21 protein-coding genes are annotated in these 24529 nt (G+C 69.8%); 13 read left to right on the top strand and 8 right to left on the bottom strand.

Going from position 1 to position 24529, the window contains the following annotated elements:
• Positions 1-63 precede the first annotated feature (63 nt).
• Entirely contained in the window at positions 64-702 is a 639-nt protein-coding gene (locus ACH49X_RS26435) for a hypothetical protein (RefSeq protein WP_357206538.1), read from the top strand.
• A gap of 25 nt (positions 703-727) precedes the next feature.
• Here ACH49X_RS26435 and ACH49X_RS26430 read toward each other — a convergent pair whose 3' ends face one another.
• Together ACH49X_RS26430 and ACH49X_RS26425 are read right to left on the bottom strand one after the other, a co-directional pair.
• Positions 728-1600: a polysaccharide deacetylase family protein gene (locus ACH49X_RS26430; protein WP_357206536.1), complete on the bottom strand. Its 873-nt coding sequence runs from the start codon at positions 1598-1600 to the stop codon at positions 728-730.
• A 108-nt stretch (positions 1601-1708) separates the two neighbouring features.
• Complete coding sequence (locus tag ACH49X_RS26425) at positions 1709-2857, bottom strand: citrate synthase 2 (RefSeq protein WP_195078246.1); 1149 nt, start codon at positions 2855-2857, stop codon at positions 1709-1711.
• A 120-nt stretch (positions 2858-2977) separates the two neighbouring features.
• Between ACH49X_RS26425 and pdxH the strand changes: the two genes are divergently transcribed.
• The 4 genes from pdxH to ACH49X_RS26405 all read left to right on the top strand — a co-directional run bounded on the left by pdxH (position 2978) and on the right by ACH49X_RS26405 (position 6921).
• Complete coding sequence (pdxH, locus tag ACH49X_RS26420; protein ID WP_357206534.1) at positions 2978-3670, top strand: pyridoxamine 5'-phosphate oxidase; 693 nt, start codon at positions 2978-2980, stop codon at positions 3668-3670.
• A 68-nt stretch (positions 3671-3738) separates the two neighbouring features.
• Complete coding sequence (locus tag ACH49X_RS26415; protein WP_195078248.1) at positions 3739-5019, top strand: MFS transporter; 1281 nt, start codon at positions 3739-3741, stop codon at positions 5017-5019.
• 191 nt (positions 5020-5210) lie between these two features.
• A complete protein-coding gene (locus ACH49X_RS26410) occupies positions 5211-6524 on the top strand; it encodes a citrate synthase (RefSeq protein WP_083880375.1) in 1314 nt (437 codons plus the stop codon).
• Between the two features lie 37 nt (positions 6525-6561).
• Positions 6562-6921, top strand: a complete 360-nt coding sequence (locus tag ACH49X_RS26405) for an FKBP-type peptidyl-prolyl cis-trans isomerase (protein WP_039795159.1) — start codon at positions 6562-6564, stop codon at positions 6919-6921.
• Between the two features lie 322 nt (positions 6922-7243).
• Here ACH49X_RS26405 and ACH49X_RS26400 read toward each other — a convergent pair whose 3' ends face one another.
• The 5 genes from ACH49X_RS26400 to ACH49X_RS26380 all read right to left on the bottom strand — a co-directional run bounded on the left by ACH49X_RS26400 (position 7244) and on the right by ACH49X_RS26380 (position 13243).
• A complete protein-coding gene (locus ACH49X_RS26400; RefSeq protein WP_195078249.1) occupies positions 7244-8413 on the bottom strand; it encodes a YhgE/Pip domain-containing protein in 1170 nt (389 codons plus the stop codon).
• 57 nt (positions 8414-8470) lie between these two features.
• Positions 8471-9847: a sensor histidine kinase KdpD gene (locus ACH49X_RS26395; protein WP_195078250.1), complete on the bottom strand. Its 1377-nt coding sequence runs from the start codon at positions 9845-9847 to the stop codon at positions 8471-8473.
• Entirely contained in the window at positions 9844-10557 is a 714-nt protein-coding gene (locus tag ACH49X_RS26390; RefSeq protein WP_195078251.1) for a response regulator transcription factor, read from the bottom strand. The genes ACH49X_RS26395 and ACH49X_RS26390 overlap by 4 nt, the downstream gene beginning before the upstream one ends.
• Before the next feature lie 121 nt (positions 10558-10678).
• Complete coding sequence (locus tag ACH49X_RS26385; RefSeq protein WP_195078252.1) at positions 10679-11065, bottom strand: hemophore-related protein; 387 nt, start codon at positions 11063-11065, stop codon at positions 10679-10681.
• A gap of 117 nt (positions 11066-11182) precedes the next feature.
• Entirely contained in the window at positions 11183-13243 is a 2061-nt protein-coding gene (locus tag ACH49X_RS26380) for an AMP-binding protein (RefSeq protein WP_195078253.1), read from the bottom strand.
• A 320-nt stretch (positions 13244-13563) separates the two neighbouring features.
• Between ACH49X_RS26380 and ACH49X_RS26375 the strand changes: the two genes are divergently transcribed.
• From ACH49X_RS26375 to ACH49X_RS26350, 6 genes are all read left to right on the top strand, one after another.
• Positions 13564-17445 (top strand): ATP-binding protein, encoded by a 3882-nt coding sequence (locus ACH49X_RS26375; protein ID WP_357206532.1) that lies wholly within the window; start codon positions 13564-13566, stop codon positions 17443-17445.
• The gene (locus tag ACH49X_RS26370) at positions 17442-17855 is read left to right on the top strand and encodes a roadblock/LC7 domain-containing protein (RefSeq protein ID WP_011207200.1); all 414 of its coding nucleotides are present in this window, start codon (positions 17442-17444) and stop codon (positions 17853-17855) included. Before ACH49X_RS26375 ends, ACH49X_RS26370 begins: the two co-directional genes overlap by 4 nt.
• A 7-nt stretch (positions 17856-17862) precedes the next feature.
• Positions 17863-18237: a DUF742 domain-containing protein gene (locus ACH49X_RS26365; protein ID WP_039795171.1), complete on the top strand. Its 375-nt coding sequence runs from the start codon at positions 17863-17865 to the stop codon at positions 18235-18237.
• On the top strand, positions 18218-18820 hold the full coding sequence (locus ACH49X_RS26360; protein WP_174186021.1) for an ATP/GTP-binding protein: 603 nt from the start codon (positions 18218-18220) through the stop codon (positions 18818-18820). The genes ACH49X_RS26365 and ACH49X_RS26360 overlap by 20 nt, the downstream gene beginning before the upstream one ends.
• A 51-nt stretch (positions 18821-18871) precedes the next feature.
• Complete coding sequence (locus ACH49X_RS26355) at positions 18872-20464, top strand: carboxyl transferase domain-containing protein (RefSeq protein WP_357206530.1); 1593 nt, start codon at positions 18872-18874, stop codon at positions 20462-20464.
• A 115-nt stretch (positions 20465-20579) separates the two neighbouring features.
• Entirely contained in the window at positions 20580-21437 is an 858-nt protein-coding gene (locus ACH49X_RS26350) for an aldo/keto reductase (protein WP_195078256.1), read from the top strand.
• 20 nt (positions 21438-21457) lie between these two features.
• On the opposite strand, the gene ACH49X_RS26345 is transcribed toward ACH49X_RS26350, so the two are convergent.
• Entirely contained in the window at positions 21458-22561 is a 1104-nt protein-coding gene (locus tag ACH49X_RS26345; protein ID WP_195078257.1) for an NAD(P)-binding domain-containing protein, read from the bottom strand.
• Positions 22562-22650: 89 nt separating this feature from the next.
• On the opposite strand from ACH49X_RS26345, the gene ACH49X_RS26340 reads away from it, so the two are divergent.
• Complete coding sequence (locus ACH49X_RS26340; protein WP_195078258.1) at positions 22651-23379, top strand: enoyl-CoA hydratase; 729 nt, start codon at positions 22651-22653, stop codon at positions 23377-23379.
• Complete coding sequence (locus ACH49X_RS26335; RefSeq protein WP_195078259.1) at positions 23379-24521, top strand: MBL fold metallo-hydrolase; 1143 nt, start codon at positions 23379-23381, stop codon at positions 24519-24521. The genes ACH49X_RS26340 and ACH49X_RS26335 overlap by 1 nt, the downstream gene beginning before the upstream one ends.
• Positions 24522-24529 lie beyond the last annotated feature (8 nt).

Below are 24529 nucleotides of genomic sequence, written 5' to 3'. Positions count from 1 at the left end.
GCCAACAGGGTAGTCGGTGGTGTCGCTGTGGCGACGCCCACACTCCGGCTAACGTAAGCGCCCATGAGCATGCCGTCAGCAAACTCGGGGTGGCGACTGCGCGAGCGGGCGCGGAATTTCCGCCTGCGCGGCGCGACGGTCTCGGACGCGATGCGGCGGGAGTTGCTGATCCGCGGGGAGGCGGGTACCGCCACGATCCTCGGCGTGCGTCCGCGCCGCACCGAACCGGGCCATGTGTTCTGGGTCCGCGTGCAGCTGGCCGGCGAGTTCCCCTACGAGACCCGGGTGCGGCAGCGGGTGCCGGACGCGGACCTGGAATGGATGCGGCCGGGCGACGCGGTGTGCTGCCGGGTGGATCCGCGCCACCGCGATCGCCTGGTGCTGTACGTCCCCGACCTCGAAGACGCGGGCCGGGCGAGCATCGCGAAGATCCTCGCCGACGGCCGCCGCGCCGACGCCACCGTGCTCGCCGCCGCTCCGGTCGCGGCCGACTACTCCGGTCGTGACGATCCGGTGCTGCGGCTGGACCTCGAACTGCGCGCCTGGGACGAACCCAAGCCGTGGCGGGTGCGGCTGGTGCAGCCGGTGCCGCTGCACGCCCTGCGGCTGGTCGACCTGGGCAGGCATCTCGAGGTCGCCTTCTTCGAGGTGGACCGTGGCGATACGGTCGCCGTCGACTGGGTCGCGTCGCTCGAGGAGTGAATCGCCGGCGAATGCGGCCGGGCGGCTACAGGTGCACGAAGGTGAAACCCATGGCGCGAATCTTCGGCAACGCCGCGATCATCCCGGCCGCGGTTCCGGAGCGCGGCCGATGCATATGGGCCAGGGAAATGGCGCCGGACGCGGCGGCATTCATCGCCGACTGCACCTGGGTGGCCGACGCCGTCGCGCCGAAATCGGCGTTGATACTGAAACCGACCGGCGTTTCACCCAATTCGTTGACGATGGACACCGCGACGTCGTCGTAATGCGCGGTGCCTGCGCGGAAGAATCGCGGCGGTTTGCCGGTGATCGTCGTGAGCAACTCGTGGTTGGCCCAGACTTCGTCGGCCGCCTCCCGCGCCGAAGCGGTTCCGGCGATGCCATAGGCTTCGCGGCCGTTCACCGACAGCGGTTTGTGCGCCACACCGTGATTGGCCAGTTCGAAGAGAGGATTCGCCGCCAGCTGCGCGGTGCGCGCGCGGTTGGCTTCGATCCAGCGTTTGTTGAGGAACAACGTCGCCGGAATCCGCTCGCTGATCAGGAAATTCACCAGCGACTCGTCGATGTCGTTGTTGCCGGTTCCGCCGCAGGCGTCGAAAGTGAGCGCCATCTGTTTGCCCGCGGCGCTGAAAGTACTTGTGATGCCAGGCATCTCGACGCCCCACTGCCGCGGCAGGCTGCCGGCGTGCCTGGCGGCGACGGCGACGGGTGTGCCGGCGTCCAGGCCCGTCGAGACCGGCGCGGCCCGCATCCCCGTGGTCGCGCCGGGCGCGATCGACGCGCGCGCCTGCGCCAAAGACGTGTTCTGCGTGGTGCCGCACCCGGTGGCGGCGAATCCTGCGGCCAGAGCGGCGCCGACGCCGAGCATCCGCCGCCTCGATATTCCTTTGTCCAGCATCCCTCTAGTCCTCTAGCTTCCCCTCCCGGATGCTACGCGAGCCGGACCTGACAGCGGGACAACATCTTCCGCCCTCAGGTCCGGCTCGCGGTCGTGACGCCGTGCGCGCTACGTGTGCGCGATCGTGGCCCAGCCCTCGACATCCTCGGGCTTGCGGGGGCCGGGGCCGGTGTAGATGGCCGCGGGGCGGACCAGCTTGCCCAGTTGCTTCTGCTCCAGGATGTGGGCGCACCAGCCCGCGGTGCGGCCGCAGGTGAACATGGCGGGCATCATGTGCGCGGGCACCTCGGCGAAGTCGAGGATCACGGCGGCCCAGAACTCCACGTTGGTCTCGATGGCCCGGTCCGGACGGCGTTCGCGCAGCTCCGCGAGGGCGGCCTGCTCCAGCGCGGCGGCGACCTCGTAGCGCGGCGCGCCGAGGCGCTCGGCGGTCGCCCGCAGCACGCGGGCGCGCGGGTCCTCGGCCCGGTAGACCCGGTGGCCGAAGCCCATCAGCTTCTCCTTGCGGTCCAGGATGCCCTTGACCAGCGCCCGCGCGTCACCGGTTCGCTCGACCTCCTCGATCATCGGCAGCACGCGCGCGGGCGCGCCGCCGTGCAGCGGGCCGGACATGGCGCCGATCGCTCCGGACAGCGCGGCCGCGACGTCGGCGCCGGTCGAGGCGATCACTCTGGCGGTGAAGGTGGAGGCGTTCATGCCGTGCTCGGCGGCGGAGACCCAGTAGGCGTCGATGGCCTCGGTGTGGCGCGGGTCGGGGTCACCCTTCCACCGGGTCATGAAGCGCTCGGTGACCGTGGTGCACTCGTCGATCTTCTTCTGCGGGACTGCGGGCTGGTAGATGCCGCGCGCCGACTGCGCGACGTAGGACAGCGCCATCACCGAGGCGCGGGCCAGGTTCTCCCTGGCGGTCTCGTCGTCGATGTCCAGCAGCGGCTGGTAGCCCCAGATCGGGGCGAGCATGGCCAGCCCGGCCTGCACGTCGACGCGCACGTCACCGGTATGCACCGGGAGCGGGAACGGCTCGGCGGGCGGCAGGCCGCGCCCGAACGATCCGTCGACCAGCAGCGCCCACACGTCACCGAAGGTGACCCGGTTCCCGACCAGGTTCTCGATGTCGACTCCGCGGTAGCGCAGCGCGCCGCCGTCCTTGTCCGGTTCGGCGATGTCGGTGGTGAAAGCCACCACGCCCTCGAGGCCACTGACGAAATCGCTGGGTACGGTGGCCTGCCCACCGGAAACCGCGGGGCTGGTAGTCATGTCGCGACTCTCCTTGCACTTGGGTCGCATGTTCTCGCCGATGGGAATTGTCGGATTTGACGAGCACATGCCGATCATCAAGACCTTAGCTCCCCGCTACCGAAGAGTAACGTCTGGCCCATGCGTGACCTGGACAATTCATCGGATCTCGCCGCCATGCGGGTCGACTACGGCGGCCTGCCGCACGGCGGCAACGACGACGTCGACTTGGACGAGACCTGGCTGGCGGGCGGCTGGGAGCCGCTGCTGCGGCACTGGATCGAACAGGCCACCGCGGTGGGCATCGCCGAACCCAACGCGATGGTGCTGGCCACGGTGTCCCTGGCCGACGGCACGCCGCGGCCGGTCGCGCGGACCGTGCTGTGCAAAGGGCTCTCGCCCGACGGTGTGATCTTCTACACCAACTACGACTCGGCCAAGGGCGCCCAGCTGACCGCACTGCCGTATGCCGCGGTCACCTTCGTCTGGCCCGCGCTGGGCAGGCAGGTGCATCTGCGCGGCTCGGTCGAGCGGGTTCCCGCCGAGACGACGGCGGCCTACTGGCGTTCCCGGCCCAGGGACTCGCAGCTCGGCGCGTGGGCCTCGCGCCAGTCCCAGCCGATCGCCTCCCGCGCCGAACTGGACCGCACGCTGGCCGAGACGACCGCGCGGTTCGCCGACACCGACGAGATCCCGGTGCCGCCGCACTGGGGCGGTTTCCTGGTCCGTCCCGACGAGGTGGAGTTCTGGCAGGGGCGGCGCGGCAGGCTGCACAACCGCATCCGGATGCGGATCGACGAGGCGACGACCACCGTCGAGCGCCTGCAGCCCTGACGTATTCCCAGCGTGCGGGTGAGAATTCTCGCGTCGATCCGGAACGGAGGACTGATTACGCTGCGGCGGTGAAACTGCTCGCCGACACCACTCCACTGCGCAATCCCGACTTCCGACGCCTCTGGAGCTCGGGCATCGTCACCATGATCGGCGCGCAATTGTCCGTGGTCGCCGTTCCGCAGCAGATCTTCCAGATCACCGGCAGCTCCGGTTACGTCGGCCTGGCCGGTCTGTTCGGCCTGGTGCCGCTGATCGTGTTCGGCCTGTGGGGCGGCGCGCTCGCCGACGTGCTCGACCGGCGCCGACTCCTGCTGATCACCAATTCCGGAACCGGGCTCACGGCGCTGGCCTTCTGGCTGCAAGCGGCGGCCGGGGCGGACAACGTGTGGCTGGTGCTGGGTCTGTTCGCCGTGCAGCAGGCGTTCTTCGCGGTGAATCAGCCGACCCGCAGCGCGACCATCCCCCGGCTGCTGCCGGAAGACCAACTGGCCGCGGCGAATTCGCTGAACATGACGGTGATGCAGTTCGGAGCGATCGCGGGCCCGGTGCTGGCGGGGGTGCTCATCCCCGTCGTCGGGCTGGCCACGCTCTACCTGATCGACGCGGTCGCGCTGCTGGCCACCTTGTGGGCGGTGTGGCGGCTGCCCGAGTTGCCGCCGACCGGGACGGTGCGCAGCGCCGGATTCCGCACGGTGCTCGCCGGTTTCGGCTACCTCGCCACCCAGCGGGTGCTGCTGGCGTCGTTCGCGGTGGACGTGATCGCCATGGTGTTCGGCATGCCGCGCGCGCTGTTCCCGCAGATCGCGCACGAGACCTTCGGCGACCCGGCCACCGGCGGCGTCGCGCTCGGCCTGCTGTTCGCCTCGATGTCGGCGGGCGCGGTGCTCGGCGGGGTCTTCTCGGGGTGGATCCCGCGCATCCGCAGGCAAGGGTTCGCGGTGCTGGTCTGCATCGCGCTGTGGGGTCTGGCCATGGTCGGCTTCGGCGTCGCCGTCGGGCTCACCCGCCACGGTCTCGGTCTCGGCGCCGGGCTGTGGATCGCGCTGGCCTGCTCGGCCTTCGGCGGCGCGGTGGACATGGTCTCGGCCGCGCTGCGGGTCACGATGCTGCAAACGGTGGCGACCGACGATCTGCGCGGGCGGCTGCAAGGGGTGTTCACCGTGGTGGTCGCGGGCGGCCCGAGGATCGGTGATGTTGCCCACGGTTTCGCGGCAGCGAGCCTGGGTACCGCTGTAGCCGCGGCGGGCGGAGGCGCGCTGGTGGTGGCGGGCGTGCTGATCGCGGCGGTCGCGTTTCCCGCCTTCACGCGTTACCGTGTCGCTCGCGCTCATGCCGAAATCGCCGTGTGACGTGCACCGCGGCCACCTGGCGACCGCGTTCGGCCGGGGCAGGCGAACCTCACCGCGCCGGGACGTGTTTGTGAGCCGCCGCAGGACTACCCTCCGGTATTGTCCGCGTCGGCCAACGGCTAGCGTTGAGGCAAGCGCATCGTGCGCCACCGCGCCGGTGCCTGTGGTTCTAGCCTGAGAGGGATCCTTCCGTGCCCGCTGAGAACATCATCAACGTCGACGACGACGCCAAGCCGGTGCTTTCCTACCCCGGCGGCGAGTTCCCGATGACGGTCACCAGGGCCGCCGAGGGCAACGACGGGATCGAGCTGGGAAAGCTGCTGGCCAGCACCGGGTACGTGACGTACGACCCGGGCTTCATGAACACCGCCCCGACCAAGTCGGCGATCACCTACATCGACGGTGAGGCGGGCATCCTGCGCTACCGCGGCTACCCGATCGACCAGCTCGCGGCGGCCTCGACCTTCATCGAGGTCAGCTACCTGCTGATCTACGGCGAGCTGCCCACCCAGGCCCAGCTCGAGGACTTCACCGACCGCATCCGCAGGCACACGCTGCTGCACGAGGACCTGAAGCGCTTCTTCGACGGCTTCCCGCGCAACGCGCACCCGATGCCGGTGCTGTCCTCGGCGGTGAACGCCCTGTCGGCCTACTACCAGGACTCGCTGGACCCGCGCGACCCCGAGCAGGTCGAGCTGTCCACCATCCGGCTGCTGGCCAAGCTGCCCACCATCGCGGCCTACTCGTACAAGAAGTCGGTCGGCCAGCCGTTCCTCTACCCGGACAACTCGCTGAGCCTGGTGGAGAACTTCCTGCGGATGACCTTCGGCTTCCCCGCCGAGCCCTACGAGGTGGACCCCGAGGTCGCCGCGGCACTGGACATGCTGCTGATCCTGCACGCCGACCACGAGCAGAACTGCTCCACCTCCACCGTGCGCCTGGTCGGCTCGTCCGACGCCAACCTGTTCACCTCGGTGTCCGGCGGCATCAACGCGCTCTGGGGCCCGCTGCACGGCGGCGCGAACCAGGCCGTGCTGGAGATGCTCGACGGCATCAAGGCCAGCGGCAGCGACGTCAAGGAGTTCATCCGCAAGGTCAAGAACAAGGAAGACGGGGTGAAGCTCATGGGCTTCGGGCACCGCGTCTACCGCAACTACGACCCGCGCGCCTCGATCGCCAAGAAGCACGCCGACGCCATCCTGAGCAAGCTCGGCGGCCACGACGAGCTGTTCGACATCGCCCAGGCCCTGGAAGAGGCCGCGCTCACCGACGACTACTTCATCGAGCGCCGCCTGTACCCGAACGTCGACTTCTACACCGGCGTCATCTACAAGGCGATGGGCTTCCCGACCCGCATGTTCACCGTGCTGTTCGCGATGGGCCGGCTGCCCGGCTGGATCGCGCACTGGCGCGAAATGCACAGCGAGCCGCTGAAGATCGGCCGTCCCCGGCAGATCTACACCGGTTACGGCGCTCGCGATTACCGCGAGATCAACAACCGTTGACGATATCCATCCACCATCTATCGAAGGGGATAGCCGAATGACCAAACCGGAGATCGAGTTCCAGGCTGGGCCCGCGCCCACCGAGCTGGTGATCAAGGACATCATCGAAGGCTCGGGCAAGGAAGCCGTGCCCGGCGGCACCGTGGAAGTGCACTACGTGGGCGTCGAATTCGAATCCGGCGAAGAGTTCGACTCGTCGTGGAACCGCGGCGAGTCCATCACCTTCCCGCTGCGCGGCCTGATCCAGGGCTGGCAGGACGGCATCCCCGGGATGAAGGTCGGCGGCCGTCGTCAGCTGACCATCCCGCCGGAGCTGGCCTATGGCGGGGCGGGCGGCGGTCACCCGCTTTCCGGCAAGACGCTGGTCTTCGTGATCGACCTGCTGAACGCCAATTAGTTCGGCGGCGCCTTCGGCGCCGCGTGTTCACGGCCCCTTCATGGCTCGCGTCCGAGCGACCACTGCTTGCGACGTCGTCGCTTGCGCAGCGGCCGCTCGGACGCGAGCCGGGCCGTGAACGGCGCATGCTCGGTCTCGCTTCGCTCGAAAGACGTGGTCGAGGTGAGCTGGGCACGTCGGCAAGCCGGTCGCGGATAAAAGCGCACGCGGTTCCAAACGGTCGCGCGATCGGTAACCGTGAGACTCACCGTTGGCCCGCGCGTCGTGAGCCTGAAGATGTTATGGCCCGTCATCCGTGAAGGAAGACGGGCCATCGTCGTATCTACTTTCTGACGATCTCCACCGGGTCGGTCAGGGCGGCTGCCAACGCCGCTTGCTGGGTGCTGCTGCGCTGGGGCAAGGCGGCCACGGCCTTGTCGGTCTGGGTGCTCAGGTTGTGCACGATGTTCTGTAGCTGGCTCACGCCGCCGGTGAGCTGGCCGATGGCGTCGACCAGTTGGGCTCCGCCCTGTTCGGCGAGCTGAGGCAGGCCCTCCGCGAGCTTCGCGCCCTCGGACAGTTGCGCGCTCGCGCTGGTCATGCGGTCGACGACGGTGCGGAGCAGGGTGCCGAGGTCGGTGTCGGGGTCGACCGCGCCGCCGACGAGCGAGCCGAGGCCGGTCAGCTGGTAACCCGCCTGCGCGGACACGCCGCGCAGCGCCTCCAGCTTCCCGATGATGTCGGCGAGCGCCGGGTCGTTCGCGAACGGCAGCGCGCGCAGCAGCGGCAGCACCTGGTCGAGTCCGCCGCTCACCGTGTTCGCCGTCCGTTCCACCTGCGCGATGGTGATGCCGGTGGAATCGAGAGCCGCGGCGAGCCGACCGGCCTGCGCGGCGGCGCCGTCGACGGTGGAGTTCAGCAACGCGATGGCCGAAGTGAGTTGCGAAGACCCCGATTTCGCGAATTCGAGGAAGCCGAGCAACTGGTCGGCGCCGGAGCTGAACTGGTCGGCTCCCGCGGCGGCCGCCTCGACCCCGGCGTTGAGCAACTGGGCGGTGAACTGCACCTGCGACATCTGCGACCTGGCCTGCGCGACGGCGGTGAGCGCGGCGTCGACGCCGGCCGCGCCGATCCGGTGCGTCACCGCGGTCACCGCGCCGTGCACCAGGTCGGCGTCGGCATGTTCGTTGGTGTCCACGGTGACCTTGGCCCGCTTCGGTTCCGGCCCGGCCAGCGTGCCCATCGAGGCGGTGAGATCGGCGGGCAGCGTGATGACGGCGGCGTAGTCGTCGGCGCTCGCCTCGCCCGGCGCCACGACGGTCCATTCGTAGCCGCCCGCGTCCTGCAACGCCTTGACCACGCGCGCGCCCGTCGGACCGGCATCGGCATCGACCAGCGCGATTCCCGTCGGCGCCCGATCCGTCCCCCTCCATACGGTGATCCCGGCGCCGAGCGCTCCGGCTGAGACGAGGGCAACGACGAGAAGGCCCCAGCGGGCGCGTTTTCCGATCACGCCGCCGACCCTAAGCCCGAGATATGGCGCGCCCCTTGGCGTTTCTCTGAGAGTTGTCTAAGTTGCCGACCGCTCGGGCAGGTCGAGGACCAAGCGGATGCCACCGAGGGCGCCCGCGTCGAAATACGCCCGGCCGCCGTGCAGTTGGGCCTGCTGGGCGACCAGCGCCAAGCCGAGGCCGGAGCCGCCCTTGCTCGCCTGGCTGCCGCGGAAGAAGCGGTCGAAGACGGCCTCGCGCTCCTGCGGCGGGATGCCGCGGCCGTTGTCGTCGACCGAGATCACGATGTGGCCGCCCGGCGCGCGATGCGCCGAGACCAGGGCCTCGGTCGCTCCGCCGTGTTTCACCGAGTTGGCCAGCGCGTTGTCCACCGCGAGCCGCAGCCCGGCGGGCAGGCCGCGGGTGACCAGCTCGGCATCGGAATCGATGCGCACGACCAAGCCGGGGAAGTGCCGCATGGCGTCGTGCGCGGCCTGGTCGCACAGGTCGCCGACGTCGGTGGCGACGTGGTCGCGCTCGTTGGTCAGGTCACCGGTGGCCAGCCGCTCCAGCGCGGCGAGCGTGCTCTCCACCCGGCCCTGGCTGCGCTGCAGGTCGTTGAGGATCTCGGCCCGCTGCGCCTCGTCCAGATCGAGCGTGCGCAGCACCTCGAGATCGGTGCGCATCGCGGTCAGCGGGGTGCGCAGCTCGTGGGCGGACACGGCGGCGAAGTCGCGTGCGGTCTCCAGCGCGGCGGCGGTCTGCGCCTGCGCCTGATCCACTCGCTGCAGCATGGTGTTCACCGCGTCGGCCAGTTGTTCCGCCTCGTGCACGCCCGCGCCCTCCACCGGCGCCTGCGGATTGCTCGGATCCGGGAACGCGCTGCGTGCGCCCACCTGCCGGGTGAGCCGGACGATCGGGCGCACCGCCGCGCCCGCGAGCAACCAGCCGAGTCCAGCGGCCGCGGCGATGGCGAGCAGGGCGCCGCCGAGCACCCACCGTTGCTGCTCGGCGGTGGCCTCGGCCGCGTCCGCTGCGGGTATGCCGAGGGCGACCACCCGGCCCGAGGGTTGCTTCTCGGTGGTGGTCAGAATCCGGTACGGGATGCCGTTCACCGGGACGGTGCGGGAACCGACCGGCAGCTCGGGCAGTTCCGGGGGCGTGCTCGCGACGACCTCCCCGTTGTCACGGACGGTCACAGCCATGTTGTTGTTCAGGCCGGTCAGGCTGATGACCCGGACCGCGATCTGCGGCTCGATCAGGACGATGCGCGCGGCGACGTCGAGTTGCTGATCGGATTGCCGGACGTTGTTGCGCTCGATGGCGCGGATGCTGATCAGGCTGATCAGCGTGACGATGATGATCGCGCCCGCGGCGGCAGCGCCCGCGACGCGGGTGCGCAGCGAAAACGACCGGCGCCTGCGAGTTCCCGGCGGTGCGGCGGCGGGCGCCGTCATTTCGGCGCTCGCAGCACGAACCCGACGCCGCGGATCGTGTGCAGCAGGCGCGCAGTGCCGTCCACCTCGAGTTTGCGGCGCAGATAGCCGACGAAGACGTCCACCACATTCGTGTCGGCGGCGAAGTCGTAGCCCCACACCAGTTCCAGCAGACGTTCCCGGCTCAGCACCACCCCGACGTTTCTGGCCAGCGTCGACAGCAGTTCGAATTCCCGCTTGGTGAGTTCGATCTCCCGGCCGTGCAGCAGCGCGCGGTAGCCCGCGACGTCCACCTCGAGCGGGCCGACGGTGACCGCGCCCGGTGTCGCGGGTGCGGGTACGTCCGACCGCCTGCGCAGCAGCGCTCTGATCCGGACCACCAGTTCCTTCAGCACGAATGGCTTGACCAAGTAGTCGTCGGCGCCGGATTCCAGTCCGGCGATGCGGTCGTCCACCGACGCGCGGGCGCTGAGCACGCAGATCGGCACCTCGTTGCCCATCGCGCGCAAGGCGGTCACCACGCCGGCGCCGTCGAGCACCGGCATGTTCATATCCAGCACGATGGCGTCGGGCGCGTGCTCGTTCACACTGCGCAGCGCCTGGGCGCCGTCCCTGGCCACCAGGACTCGGAAGCCGGACAGACGCAGCCCGCGCTCGACCGAGGCGAGCACGTCCTCGTCGTCGTCCACCACGAGAACCGTCGGGTTCGAGGTCGAGGTCACGTCGTCCATTCTGCTCCCCGCCTCCGTAGATCTTCGGTCGTGCGAGCCGGGCGCGTGGACTCGCGTTCGGAACCCGCGGACGACCCGCCGGAACACGCGGATTCCGGCGGGTCACCCAGGTCACCGCGAATCAGTAGTTGTGGCAGGTCTCCGCCACGACGCGGATGGTGTCGCGCAACTGCGCGGTCCTCGGGTCGTTCTCCGCCTGGCGCACCGCGTCCGGGTTCTCGTCGATGGCCCGCCGCAACTCGGCCCTGCGCTGCTCGACCGGCTGGTCGAACCTGCGCTGCAGCTCGGCCTTCTGGCTCGGGTTCGCGTCGAGCACCGCGGCCAGCTGCGGCGCCTTGTCGTGCAGCGCCGCGTCGACCTGGGCGAACGAGCAGTCCGATGTCAGCAGCGGCTCGGCGTATTCCATCGGGCCCGCCGCGGCGACGGCGGGGCTCAGTAGCAACGTGACCGTGGCGATTCCACCTGCTGCCGCGGCGGCGATGGCGGGGCGGCCTACGGAACGTTTCATGAATCTGCCTCCAGATCATCGAGGGGTTTCGGGGCGGTCTCGAGGCTATTTCGAACTGCTGGCACCGATATGAACATCCTCTGAGGAAACTCTGAGGACGTCGACGGCGGACGGAAGTCAGGACGGGGCAACCGGATCCACGTCGGGCTCGACCACGTCGCCGGTGTGGTCGGCGCCGTGCGCCGGATCCAGCCACTCGGGGCGCGCGACGCGGATCTGCTGCTCGAGCGCCGCCAGGACCGCCGGGTCCTCGATGGTGGACGGCACCTCGAACGTCTCGCCGGAGGTGATCTGCCGGAGGGTCTTGCGCAGGATCTTGCCCGATCTGGTCTTGGGCAGCGCGGTCACGATGATGGCGTCGTGCAGCGTGGCGATCGCGCCGACCTGGGTGCGCACCCGCTCGATCAGCTCGTCGCGCAACCGGTCGGGATCGAGTTCGACGCCGGACTTGAGCACCACGTACGCCAGCGGCCGGTGCCCCTTGAGCTCGTCGGGCAGTCCGATGACGGCGCATTCGGCGACCGCGTCGTGCCCCGCGATGGCCGCCTCGATGCTGCCGGCCGAAAGCCGATGCCCGGCCATGTTGATCACGTCGTCGCTGCGGCCGAGGACGTACAGGTAGCCGTCCTCGTCGAAGTAGCCGGAGTCGCCGGTGAGGTAGTGGCCGGGGTAGGCGGAGAGATAGGAGCGCTCGTACCGCGCCGCGTCACGCCATAGGCCGGTCAGCGTGCCGGGCGGCAGCGGCAGCCCGATGACGATGTTGCCCTCGGTGTTCGGCGCCACCGCGTTGCCGGAGGAGTCCAGCACGCGCAGTCGATAGCCGGGCACCGGCACCGAGGCCGAGCCCGGTTTGATCGGCAGCTGCTGCAGGCCGAGCGGGTTGGCGCAGACCGGCCATCCGGTCTCGGTCTGCCACCAGTGATCCACGACCGGGCAGTCCGAGCGACCCGCGAGCAGGGTCTGCTCGGCCCAGGCGTAGGTGGCCGGGTCGAGGCGTTCGCCCGCGCAGAACAGCGCGCGCAGGGAGGACAGATCGTGCCGGTGGGCCAGCTCGGCATCGGGGTCGGCCTTGCGGATGGCGCGCAGCGCGGTCGGCGCGGTGAACAGCACGTCGACCTTGTGCTTGTCGACCACCCGCCAGTACGCCCCCGCGTCCGGAGTGCCGACCGGCTTGCCTTCGTACAGCAGCGTGGTGGCTCCGACCAGCAGCGGCGCGTAGACGATGTAGGAGTGCCCGACCACCCAGCCCACGTCGGAGGCGGCCCACATCACCTGACCCGCGTCGACGTCGTAGATGTTGCGCATCGACCAGGCCAGGGCGACCGCGTGCCCGCCGTTGTCGCGGACAACGCCCTTCGGCTTCCCGGTGGTGCCGGAGGTGTAGAGGATGTAGAGCGGATCGGTCGCGGCGACCGACACCGGGTCGGCCCTCGGCGCGTCGCGGACGGCGTCGTCCCAGTCGAGCCACTGCGCGGCCACCGTCTCCGCCGAACTCGGCAGGTACTCGGTGGCCGGCTGCGGAGCGGGGAACGGGATCGTGTCGAACTGCGGCCGCTGCTTGACGATCACGGTGCGCGGCGCGGTCGTCTGGGCCAGGTCCAGCGCCCGCAGCACGATGGGCGGGTATTCGATCCGCTTGCCCGGTTCCAGGCCGCCGGACGCTGTGATGATCAACACCGGCTCCGCGTCATCGATGCGGGCGGCCAGCTCCGGGGCCGCGAATCCGCCGAACACCACGGAGTGCACCGCGCCGATGCGGGCGCAGGCCAGCATCGCGATCACCGCTTCGGGAATCATCGGCAGGTAGATCACCACGCGATCGCCGGCGGTGACGCCCAGCCGCACCATCGCGCCCGCGAACCGCGCCACCTCGTCGAGCAGTTCGGCGTAGGTGTAGACGACGGTGACATCGGTCATAGCCGAGTCGTAGATCAGGGCGGGCTGGTCGGCGCGGCTGGGAACGCCGGGGGCGGTGGGGTGGACGTGGCGGTCGAGAGCGTTGAAGGAGGTGTTGAGCCGAGCGCCGGAGAACCACCTGGCCACCGGGCGGGCACCGGAGTCGAGGATCTGCGCTGGCGGCACGTCCCAGTCGATCGCTTCGGCCGCGCCGGCCCAGAACTCGGCGGGATCCACCAAGCTGGTCTGATAGGCCGGTCGATACTCCTGCCGCACGTTCAACCCCGTGACTCCCTAGCCTCGCCTCGATGCCCGCCTCGATAGATCTGGTTGATTGTGGCAGACTTCACGCGACGCCCGGGTGGGTGCCGCGACCTTTGGTTTTGCCTGGAACCGGCAGGTCAATGATCGCGACATCACGCCCCGTCACCCAAGAAGTTATTGATCCGTTAGAATCTGATGTCACTTATTTGGGCCGTCGTAGACGCAATTTCTCGGCCAGCCGCAGCTCTCGGCCAGCTCCACCTGTCGAGCCAAGCACGCGATTGTGGAGGTTCGGTTGATGGCGCGTGGTAGAGGCCAGTTTGGAAAGTGAGTGGGAGATGCGTGACGCCGCTAGTTCCGGCAGTAGCCGCTGGGCGCTGGGCAACTGGGACCTGCGCTGGAAGGTGACGGCGGTGCTCGCCGTGCCGCTCGCGGTCGCGGTCGGGCTCGGCGTCTCCAGGATCTCGTCGGAGTTCGCGGAGTCGAACCGGCTCGCCGACATCTCGGAGAACGTCGCCGCCATCCCATCGGTCACCGCGCTCAGCGCGCAGACCGCCACCACCGCGGGCTCGCAGATGATCTCGCTGGGCACCAACCAGTCCGTGGTGACCGACCAGAACCTCGCGGACCTGGACAAGGCGATCGCCAACGCCGAGAAGGCGGTTTCCAAGCTCGACGGAGTGCCCGGTGCGCGCGCGGCCATCGACAGCATGCTCACCCAGGCCAAGGGCGTGCGCGCCCAGGGCAAATCGGTCTCCACCGGTCCGCCGTCGGACACCCTCGCGCTGATCGACCGCGTCCGCAGCGACAGCGTCCGGATCGTGGAGACGACGGTCGGCCAGGTCAGCGACACCGCGGTGGACGCGGCCAAACTGCGCTTGGTCGACTCGCTCAACACCCGCGCCACCCTGGTCAGCGAGCTCGCCGCCTTCCCCGAGGTGCTGCGCTCCCAGCAGTCCGGCGTCCAGAACTTCCTCATCGCCTCCAACACCGAGCGCGCGCTGCTCAACGTGCTCGCGCACCGCTTCTCCGACGGCGACACCTCGATCGCCGACCTGCGCGCCGGCATCGACACCAGGATCGCGCTGCTGACCAGCCCGCAGTCGCAGGCGGGCCAGCTTCCCGTCGGTGATCTGAAGAAGTCGCTGACCGACAGCCTCGCGGTCTACGAGCACGTCGTCGGCAAGGCGACCAAAGACATCGACTCCGCGATGAACTCGCTGGTGACCAACGCCCAGCGCGACGCGTGGACCTACACCGCGGTCGTTATCGCCACCATCCTCGCCGCGCTGTTGCTCGCGGTCTTCGTGGCCCGCTCGATGATCGTCCCGCTGCATCGGCTGCGGTTGGCCGCCCTGCGCGTGGCCGAGAGCGACCTGCCGCACGAGGTCGCCCAGCTCCGCAACGGCGCCTCGCCGGAAGAGGTGCCGCTGGAGCCGATGCCGGTGCGCAGCACCGAGGAGATCGGTCAGCTGGCCCGCGCGGTGGACGACATCCACGGCCAGGCGCTGCGTCTGGCCAGCGACCAGGCGAAGATGCGTTCGCAGGTCAACGACATGTTCGAGACCTTGGCGCGGCGGTCGAAGTCGCTCGTCGACCACCAGCTCACGCTCATCGAGGCGATGGAGTACGACGAGAAGGACCCGCGCCTGCTGGAGAACCTGTTCCGGCTGGACCATCTCGCCGCCCGCATGCGCCGCAACGGCGACAACCTGCTGATTCTCGCCGGCACCAGGCAGCGCCGCGCCAAGTCCGCCCCGGTCGAGATCGCCGACGTGCTGCGCGCCGCGATCTCCGAGGTGGAGGACTACGAGCGCGTGAAGCTCGGCGCCACTCCCCGCGGTTCGCTGAAGGAACCCGCCGCCTCCGACCTCGCGCACCTGTTCGCCGAGCTGCTGGACAACGCGCTTCGCGCCTCGCCGCCGGAGACCGACGTCAAGTTCACCTTCGCGCAGGCGCACGATCAGGGCCTGCTCATCGAGGTGGCCGACCGCGGCATCGGTATGCCGCCCGCCGAGATGGCCGAGATCAACCGCCGTCTGGAGCAGACCGCCGAGCCAGGGCCGGACACGGCCAGGCACATGGGTCTGTTCGTGGTCGGCAGGCTCGCCGAGCGGCACGGTCTCACCGTGCGGCTGCGGCCGACCTTCGACACCGCGCGCGATCCCGGCGTGACGGTGACCGTGCACGTGCCCGTCGGACTCATCGTCGCGGGCAAACCGAGCGCGGGGCAGCCCGTCACCCCGCAGCCTTCGCCGCAGGCCGCAGCTCCTCAGCGTCCGTCGGCGCCGTCGTCCATGCAGATGCGGGCCGTCCAGCGGACTCCTGGGGGCAATGTCGTGGTGACCGTCGATCCCGGGGTGAGCGGCCCGATTCCGGCCGTCAGCGCCAAGCCGGCCGCTCCGCCCAGCGGACCGGTCCCCACCGGCCCCGGCGGACTGCCGCAGCGGCAGCCGGGTTCGGCGATGTCGTCGTCCGGCATGCGCTCGGAGGCCCAGCAGTCGGCCACGAGTCTGCGGCCCGCGTCGGGGCAGTCCGCGCCGAGTGGTCCGCAGCGCGGCAAGCTGGCCGCGGCCAACCTGCCCAAACGCAACCTCAACCCCGGCGGTCCGCCGCCGCGCCAGCCCGGTGCCCCCACGGAGCGGCCCGGTTCCGGCCTGCCGCCGCGTGAGCCGAACTCGGGTGAACTGCCGGTGCGTCAGCCGGGCGCCAACGGCGTGCCGCAGCCGAGCACCGGTCTGCCCCAGCGTCAGCCGGGCGCCAATGGCGCGCCGGCGCGAGACGCGTCGAACGGTCTGCCGCAGCGCGAGTCCGCCTCCGGCGGTCTGCCGCAGCGGGAGCCCGGTTCGAGTGGTCTGCCGCAGCGTGAGTCCGCTTCCGGCGGCTTGCCGCAGCGTGATTCGGCGGCGGGTGGTCTGCCGTCGCGTGAGCCTGGGGCCACGGGCCTGCCGCAGCGTGAGCTGGGCGCCACCGGCCTACCGCAGCGGCAGCCGGGATCGAACGGTGTGCCGCAGCGTGAGTCGGCGGCGGGAGGTCTGCCGCAGCGTGAATCGGGTGTCACGGGTCTGCCGTCCCGTGAGCCGGGTGCCACGGGCCTTCCGTCGCGTGAGCCGGGTGCCACGGGTCTGCCGTCGCGTGAGCCGGGTGCGAGCGGTATTCCGTCGCGTGAGTCCGGTGCCACGGGCTTGCCGTCGCGTGAGCCGGGTGCGAGCGGTATTCCGTCGCGTGAGTCCGGTATCACCGGCTTGCCGTCGCGTGAGCCCGGTGTGAGCGGTCTGCCCTCGCGTGAGCCCGGTGCCACGGGTCTGCCGTCGCGGCAGCCCGCGCCGGGTCTGCCACAGCGCGACGCGGCGGCCAATGGTCTTCCGCAGCGTGAACCGGGCAACGGTCTGCCGCAGCGGGACGCGGGCGCGCATCGTCTTCCGCAGCGCGAGTCCACCGGTGGCCTGCCGCAGCGTGAGCCGGGCTCCGGCGCGCTGCCCGCGGTCGGCAATGGCCTGCCGCAACGGGATTCGGCCGGCAGCGGCCTGCCGCAGCGGGATGCCGGTGCGCTCAATGGTCTGCCGCAGCGTCCGCCCGCGCCGTCGAGTCTGCCGCAGCGCGAGGGCGGCCTGACCGGTCTGCCGCAGCGCGAGGGCGGCCTGACCGGTCTGCCGCAGCGGCAGCCGGGCGCCCAGGCGCCGCAGCGCCAGCCCGTGCCGCCGGGTGTCGCACTGCCGCAGCGGGATCGCGGTGGCCAGCACGCCGCGAGCGGCGAACAGCCCGCGGCGTCGGCGGGGCGCGATCCGGGCAAGCACAGCTTCCGGTCCAACCCGGCCAAGACGGCTTCGTTCTTCCAGACCAGGCTGCAGCCCGCGGAGGAATCGGATTCGGTGATGGGCGGTACGCCGATCTTCGCCGAGATGATGTCGGCATGGCTGTCGGATCCCAACACGGATAGGTCCCAGGTGGCTGCTTCCTTCGAATCGCCGGGTGACGAGGGATGGCAAGCGGCTCGCCGTGCCAGCGAGGCGCAGCCGGAGGCGAAAACGGCGGCGGGCTTGCCCCAACGCAATCCGGGCGGAAGGCTTGTCCCCGGCGGCGTGAGCGGTGCGGCGGATCGGGCGCCGCGCCGCGACCCAGAAACGATCAGGTCCAGCTTGAGTCGTCACCAGCAGGGCGTCCGGGATGGCCGCGCAATGAGAGCAATGAACCTAACCGGAGATAAAGGAGACCGATGAACCCCGATCTAGGTGGTACGAATCGTCAGCTGGATTGGCTGGTTTCGAACTTTGCCAACGAGGTTCCTGGCGTAGCCCATGCCGTCCTGGTCTCGGCCGACGGCCTACTCATGGCCGCGAGCGCCCAGCTGCCCGTCGACCGCGCCGAACAGCTCTCGGCCGTCACGGCCGGTCTGGCCAGCCTGTCGGTCGGCGTCTCGAACCTGTTCGAGGGCGGCACCGTGCTGCAGTCCGTCGTCGAGATGGAGCACGGTTACCTGCTACTCATGGCTGTCGGCGATGGTTCCTATCTCGCGGTGCTGACCAACACGTCGTGTGACATCGGTCAGGTCGGCTACGAGATGGCTCTGTTGGTCGAGCGGGTTGGCCAGACTGTTCAGGCCACACCACGCGTCACGATGGGTTCCTGATGGTGGGATGGACATAGAAGATCACCGCGTGGGGAGCGTCGAGCCCAGTCTCGTACGCCCATACTCGTTGACCGCAGGCCGCACCAGGCCCGCGGTCGAGTTGGCGTTGGAGGCCCTCGTCGCATCGCATCCGGTCGCCCTGGAGCGGCAGTTCGAACTGACCAACATCGAGACGTCAATCGTGGAGTTGTGCAGAGAATCGCCGTCCGTTGCCGAGGTAGCAGCCCGATTGGGTATCCCAATCGGGGTGGCCCGTGTGCTCGTGGCCGATTTGATCGAGGCCGGGCACGTGCGCGTTTCGGCGACATTGAAAGACGATTCCAGCGACGATGAACGTCGCGAGCTGATCGAAAGGGTTCTCAGTGGACTCCGGCGTATTTGATTCGACGGCGCAGGTCGACACTCGTACCAGTAAGCCAACATCGGCGAAGATCGTGGTCGCGGGTGGCTTCGGTGTCGGGAAGACCACGTTGGTCGGTGCTGTCTCGGAGATCGTTCCGCTGCGCACCGAGGCATTGGTGACCAATGCCAGCGCCGGGATCGACAATCTGACCGGCATCCCGATGAAGTCGACCACCACCGTGGCGATGGACTTCGGCCGGATCAGTCTCGCCGACGATCTCGTGTTGTACCTGTTCGGCACGCCTGGCCAGTACCGTTTCTGGTTCATGTGGGACGACCTGATCCGCGGCGCCATCGGCGCCGTCGTCCTGGTCGACACCCGCAGGCTGGAGGACAGCTTCGCGGCCGTCGACTACTTCGAAGCGCGCGGCCTGCCGTTCCTGGTGGCGCTCAACGAATTCGACGACGCGCCGCGGTACCCGATCGAGGACATCCGGCAGGCGCTGGCCGTGCCTGCCGATGTGCCGATCCTGTCCATCGACGCTCGTCGTCGTGAGCCGGCCAAGCAGGCGCTGGTCGCGCTCACCGAGTACGCGCTGCGCAAGGTGATGCAGGGCTACTGAGTGCTCGCGTGGCTCGCCGGAGCACCGGGTAGGGCCGGATAGGCTCGCCCGGTGCGTACTTCGGCGCGAGAGTTGCTCGAGCAACTGCTCGACAAGGACTCGTTCGTCAGCTGGGACCGGCCGCCGGTGACGGTGGCCGCATCCCCGCAGTACCGCGATGCCTTGCGGAAGGCGGCCGTCGCGGCGGGCACCGACGAATCGGTGCTCACCGGCGAAGGGTTGCTGCGTGGGCGACGGGTGGCCGTGATCGCCTGCGAATTCGGGTTCCTGGCCGGCTCGATCGGCGTGGCCGCGGCCGAGCGGATCGTCTCCGCGGTGGAGCGCGCCACCGAACTCGGTCTGCCGCTGGTCGCGTCGCCGACCTCCGGCGGGACCAGGATGCAGGAGGGCACCGTCGCCTTCGTGCAGATGGTGAAGATCGCAGGCGCCGTGGCGGCACACAAGTCGGCGGGGTATCCCTACGTCGTCTACCTGCGCGATCCCACGATGGGCGGCGTTTTCGCGTCGTGGGGCTCGTTGGGTCACATCACCTTCGCCGAGCCCGGTGCGCTCATCGGGTTCCTCGGCCCTCGGGTTTACCAGGCTCTGTACGGCCGACCTTTTCCGGAAGGCGTGCAGACCGCGGAGAACCTGTATCGGCACGGCGTCATCGACGGCGTGCTGACGATTCCGGTCTTCCGTCGGATCGCGCATCGCGCGCTGAGCGTGCTGAGCGGCACGGAGTTACCGGATCCCGCTACGGGACGCCGGCTTTCCGAGCAGATCGCGGCATCGCAACCGCGGTCGACTCACGATCCTGCTGCGTCTTCCAGATTTGATGCGCCACAGCATATTCGGTCCGATGCCGAGCGGAATCGTCCTGCGGACGATCGGGTGTGGCAGTCGGTCCTCATCTCCCGCCGCTCACAACGTCCCGGCCTTCGTGAACTGCTTCGTCATGTGACGCAACGGGTTCCGCTCAGCGGCACCGGGCAGGGCGAGTCCGATCGCACCGCCGTGCTCGCCCTCGGCCGTTTCCGCGGGCAGCCGTGCGTCGTGTTCGGCCACGACCGGCGCGGTCAGCAGGGCGAGAACACCATGGGTCCGGCCGCGTTGCGGGAGGCTCGGCGCAGTATGGCGCTTGCTCAGGAATTGCGGCTGCCTCTGGTGCTGGTCATCGATACGGTGGGTGCGGCGCTGTCGAAGGAGGCCGAGGAACGCGGGCTGGCGCCCGAGATCGCCCGCTGCATCGCCGATCTGGTGACGCTGGACACCCCGACCGTTTCGGTGCTGCTCGGCCAGGGCACCGGCGGCGGCGCGCTGGCGCTGCTGCCCGCCGACCGGGTGCTGGCCGCGACGCACGGGTGGCTGGCCCCGCTGCCGCCGGAAGGAGCGAGCGCCATCGTCTTCCGCGACACCGACCATGCGGCGGAACTGGCTGCGGCGCAACGGATCAGCGCCGCCGACCTGCTGGAGGACGGTGTGGTCGACCGGATCGTTCCCGAGCACCCCGACGCGGCCGACGAGCCGGTCGACTTCGCCCGCCGGATGGTCGCGGCGATCGCGCGCGAACTGGCGGACTTGCGCGCCCTGCCGGAACCGGAACTGCGCGCGGCTCGGCACGCGCGTTACCGGCGCCTCGGCCTGCCCGGTATGCCGAGCTGACCGGCGGCGGAGGCGGCACCTCCGCACGGCGCGCCACTGGTTTCTCAGCAAATTGCGGGACAACACACCAGACCGCGTGATTGACGGTTCGCCGCCACACTTCTACCGTCGGAATGTGACCTTCAAAAGCGAGACCAGCACCGTTCCCTCGATCGTGCTGAACGACGGGAACGTGATCCCGCAGCTCGGCTTCGGCGTGTTCCAAGTGCCCGCCGGGGATGTCTTCTCGGTCGTCACCACCGCGCTGGAGGCGGGCTACCGCAGCATCGACACCGCCGCGATCTACGGGAACGAAGAGGGCACCGGCCGCGCGATCCGGGAATCCGGCCTGCCCCGCGAGGAGATCTACGTCACGACCAAGTTGTGGAACTCCGACCAGGGCTACGACTCGACGCTGCGCGCGTTCGACGCCAGTATGCAGCGGCTCGGTCTGGATTACCTCGACCTCTACCTCATCCACTGGCCGGTGGCAGCGGCCGGGCGCTTCGTGGACACCTTCCGCGCCTTCCAAGCGCTGAAGTCGCAGGGCCGGGTGCGGTCGATCGGCGTCTCGAACTTCACGGTGGCGCATCTGCAGCGGCTGATCGCCGAGACCGGGGAGATTCCGGCGGTGAACCAGATCGAGCTGCACCCCCGGCTGGCGCAGCCCGAACTGCGCGAGTTCCATGCCGCCAACGCGATCGCCACCGAGGCGTGGAGCCCACTCGGGCAGGGCACGCTGCTGGCGCAGGACACCATCACGGCGGTCGCCGCCGAGGTCGGTCGTACTCCGGCGCAGGTGATCATCCGCTGGCATCTGCAGCTGGGCAATGTGGTCATCCCGAAGTCGGTGACGCCGTCGCGGATCCGGGAGAATTTCGACGTCTTCGGCTTCGAGCTGACTCCGGAGCAGATGAACGCGATCACCGCGCTGAACACCGGTGCGCGCACCGGAGGGGACCCCGACACGTTCACCATGGGCCTGATCGACTGACGATCCGGGCGGGTGGCCGGTCAGCGCAGCCCGAGGTATCCGGTGAGTTCGTGAGCCGCCGCGCGGCCGGCGCGGTTGGCGCCGATGGTGCTCGCCGACGGTCCGTACCCGATCAGGTGGATGCGCGGATCGGCGGCCACCTGCGTGGCGAGCCGTCCCGTCATGGTGATGCCGCCGCCGGGACCGCGCAGGCGCAGCGGCGCGAGGTGGTCGAGCGCGCTGCGGAACCCGGTGGCCCAGAGGATCACGTCCGCTCGCTGGAAGGTTCCGTCGGCCCACCGCACCCCGTCGGGCTCGATGCGCTCGAACATCGGCAGGCGAGTGAGCGCGCCGCGGGCCCGCGCCGCCCGCAGCCGGTCGTCGAGGGGCAGCCCGGTGACCGATACCACCGATCCCGGCGGCAGCCCGCGCCGCACCCGGTCTTCGACCATCGCGACGGCGGCACGCCCGGCGGCTTCGGTGAAGTCGCCGTCGCGAAAGCGCGGAGGTGTCCTCGTCACCCAGGTCGTCGTGGTGACCCGGGAGATCTCGTCGAGCAACTGGACCGCCGAGATGCCGCCGCCGACCACCACGACGTGCTCGCCCGCGAATTCCGCGGCGGTGCGGTAGTCGCGGGTGTGCAGCTGGCGGCCGGCGAAGGTCTGCGCCCCGGGATAGTGCGGAACGAACGGATGCTCCCAGGTGCCGGTGCAGTTGATCAGGCCGCGCACCCGGATCCGGCCGGCCGTGTCGGTCTCAGCGTCGAGCACCGGACCGCGCTCGGCGGGGGCGCCTTTCTCCGTGCGATCGCACACCACGGTGACCGATACCTGCCGGTGGACCCGCAGGTCGAACCGTTTCTCGTACAGCTCGTAGTAGTGCGGCACGGCGGATGCCGCCCGCGCGGACGACGAACCGGGCGGCAACGTCTCGGCGAACGACATACCGGGCAGATCGTGCACGCGGTTGACCGTGTCCAGGGTGAGGGAGGGCCAGCGGAACTGCCACGCGCCGCCTGGCCCTGGGGACCGGTCGACGATCAGATAGTGCCGCTCCGGGCGCAGTCCGAGGCGCTGGAGGTGGTATCCGGCCGAGAGTCCCGCCTGACCAGCGCCGATCACCAGGATGTCGAAGTCGGTCGGCACAGCCGGTGATCGTATCGCCCGGCGTGGAACGGGTAGTCCCCTGTGGCAGAGTGAAGAGATCAGACGGACCGTTCAGTCGGGGAGGTCGCATGCTCGGGGTCAGCCGCGATGGTGACGTGGTCACCATCGAACTGCAGCGGGAGGAGCGCCGCAACGCGCTCAATCACGAACTCGTGACACTGCTGCGGGAAGCAGTGCTCGACGCTGTCGCCGACCAGGCACGGGCCATCGTACTGACCGGGCGGGGCCCGGTGTTCAGCGCGGGCGCCGATCTGTCCGGGGTGTACTCCGGCGATTTCCTGTCCGGGTTGCTGGACATGTTGCACGCCATCGAATCGGCGCCGGTCCCGGTGATCTCGGCGATCAACGGCGCGGCGATCGGAGCCGGTGTGCAGCTGGCGCTCGCTTCCGACCTGCGGGTGATCGCGCCGGAGGCCTATATCGCGGTCCCGGCCGCGAAACTGGGCATCACCGTCGATCGGTGGACGGTGCGCAGGCTGGCCGCCTTGATCGGCGGCGGTCCGGCGCGCACGGTGTTGCTGGGAGCCGAGCAGATCTCGGCCGACGATGCCTACGCCTTCGGGTTCGCCAACCGGATCGGCACCGTGGCCGACGCGCAGGCCTGGGCCAAGCACATCGCGGCGCTGGCCCCGCTGTCCCTGCGGCACATGAAGCTGGTGCTCAACGACGACGGAACGCGCGAGCCGGAAACCGCGCAGCAACGCGCGGCGCTGGAGGCCGCGTGGACGAGCGAGGATGCCAAGGAGGGTCGTTTGGCCAGGCAGGAAAAGCGCCCAGCGAAGTTCGTGGGGCGATGATGGACATCAAACGTATCGCGGGCGCGGCGGCGGGTGCGCTCGGCATCAGCTGGCTGGTCCGGGCCGTGTGGGACATCCCGTCGGCCATGGGCGCGTCGATTTCGGCGATCCAGCCGTACGCGATGGGGGCGACGACCTATCGCGATCGGCAGTTCCACAACACCGAGCCCAGTAGCCAGGTGGTCGCCGGTTCGGCTCCCTCGCTCTTGGTCTCGGCGCTGACCCAGCGCAACGTGGGCAGGCCGCGCGGCCGCATCCCGGTACGGATGCCGCAGCAACCGGCCGCGGCGGGCGCTCTCGCCGTCACCTGGTACGGCCACGCCACGACGTTGATCGAGGTCGACGGATACCGGATTCTCACCGATCCGGTGTGGAGCGAGCGGGTTTCGCCATCGCCGCTGGTCGGTCCGGCGCGGATGCATCCGGTGCCGCAACCGCTGGCCGACCTGCCGCCGATCGACGCGGTGCTCATCTCTCACGACCACTACGACCACCTGGACAAGGAGACCGTCCGGGAACTGGTTGCACGCCAGAGCGCGCCGTTCCTCGTTCCGATCGGCATCGGCGCCCACCTGCGGCACTGGGGTGTGCCGGAAGACCGCATCGTCGAATTGGACTGGGGCGGTTCGGTGTCGCTCGCCGAGCTCGGCCGCGACCGCGATGGCGTGGATCTGACGATCACCTGCACGGAGGCGCGGCATTTCTCCGGACGCGGCCTGCTGCGCAACACCACACTGTGGGCGTCGTGGTCGATCGTCGGTCCCGCCAAGCGGGCCTATTTCGGCGGCGACACCGGCTTCACCAAGGCATTCGCCGAGGCGGGCGCGGCGCTCGGGCCGTTCGACCTCACGCTGCTTCCGATCGGGGCCTACGACGAGCGCTGGCCGGATGTGCACATGAATCCCGAGGAGGCGGTGCGGGCACACGCCGACCTGTGCGGCGGGAATCCCGGCCACGGACTGCTGGTGCCCATTCACTGGGCGACGTTCAATCTGGCCTTCCACGGCTGGTCGGAGCCGGTCACGCGGATGGTGGCCGCGGCGCGGGAGGCGGGCACCGCTGTCGCGGTGCCGATGCCGGGGCAGCGTCTCGACCCGTCGAGCGCCCCATCCGCGGATTCCTGGTGGGAGAATATCGGCTGAACGACTCC

This window comes from Nocardia sp. NPDC019323 (assembly GCF_044389845.1).
GTDB lineage: Bacteria > Actinomycetota > Actinomycetes > Mycobacteriales > Mycobacteriaceae > Nocardia > Nocardia implantans.
This window is presented reverse-complemented; position numbering and strand designations above follow the sequence as displayed.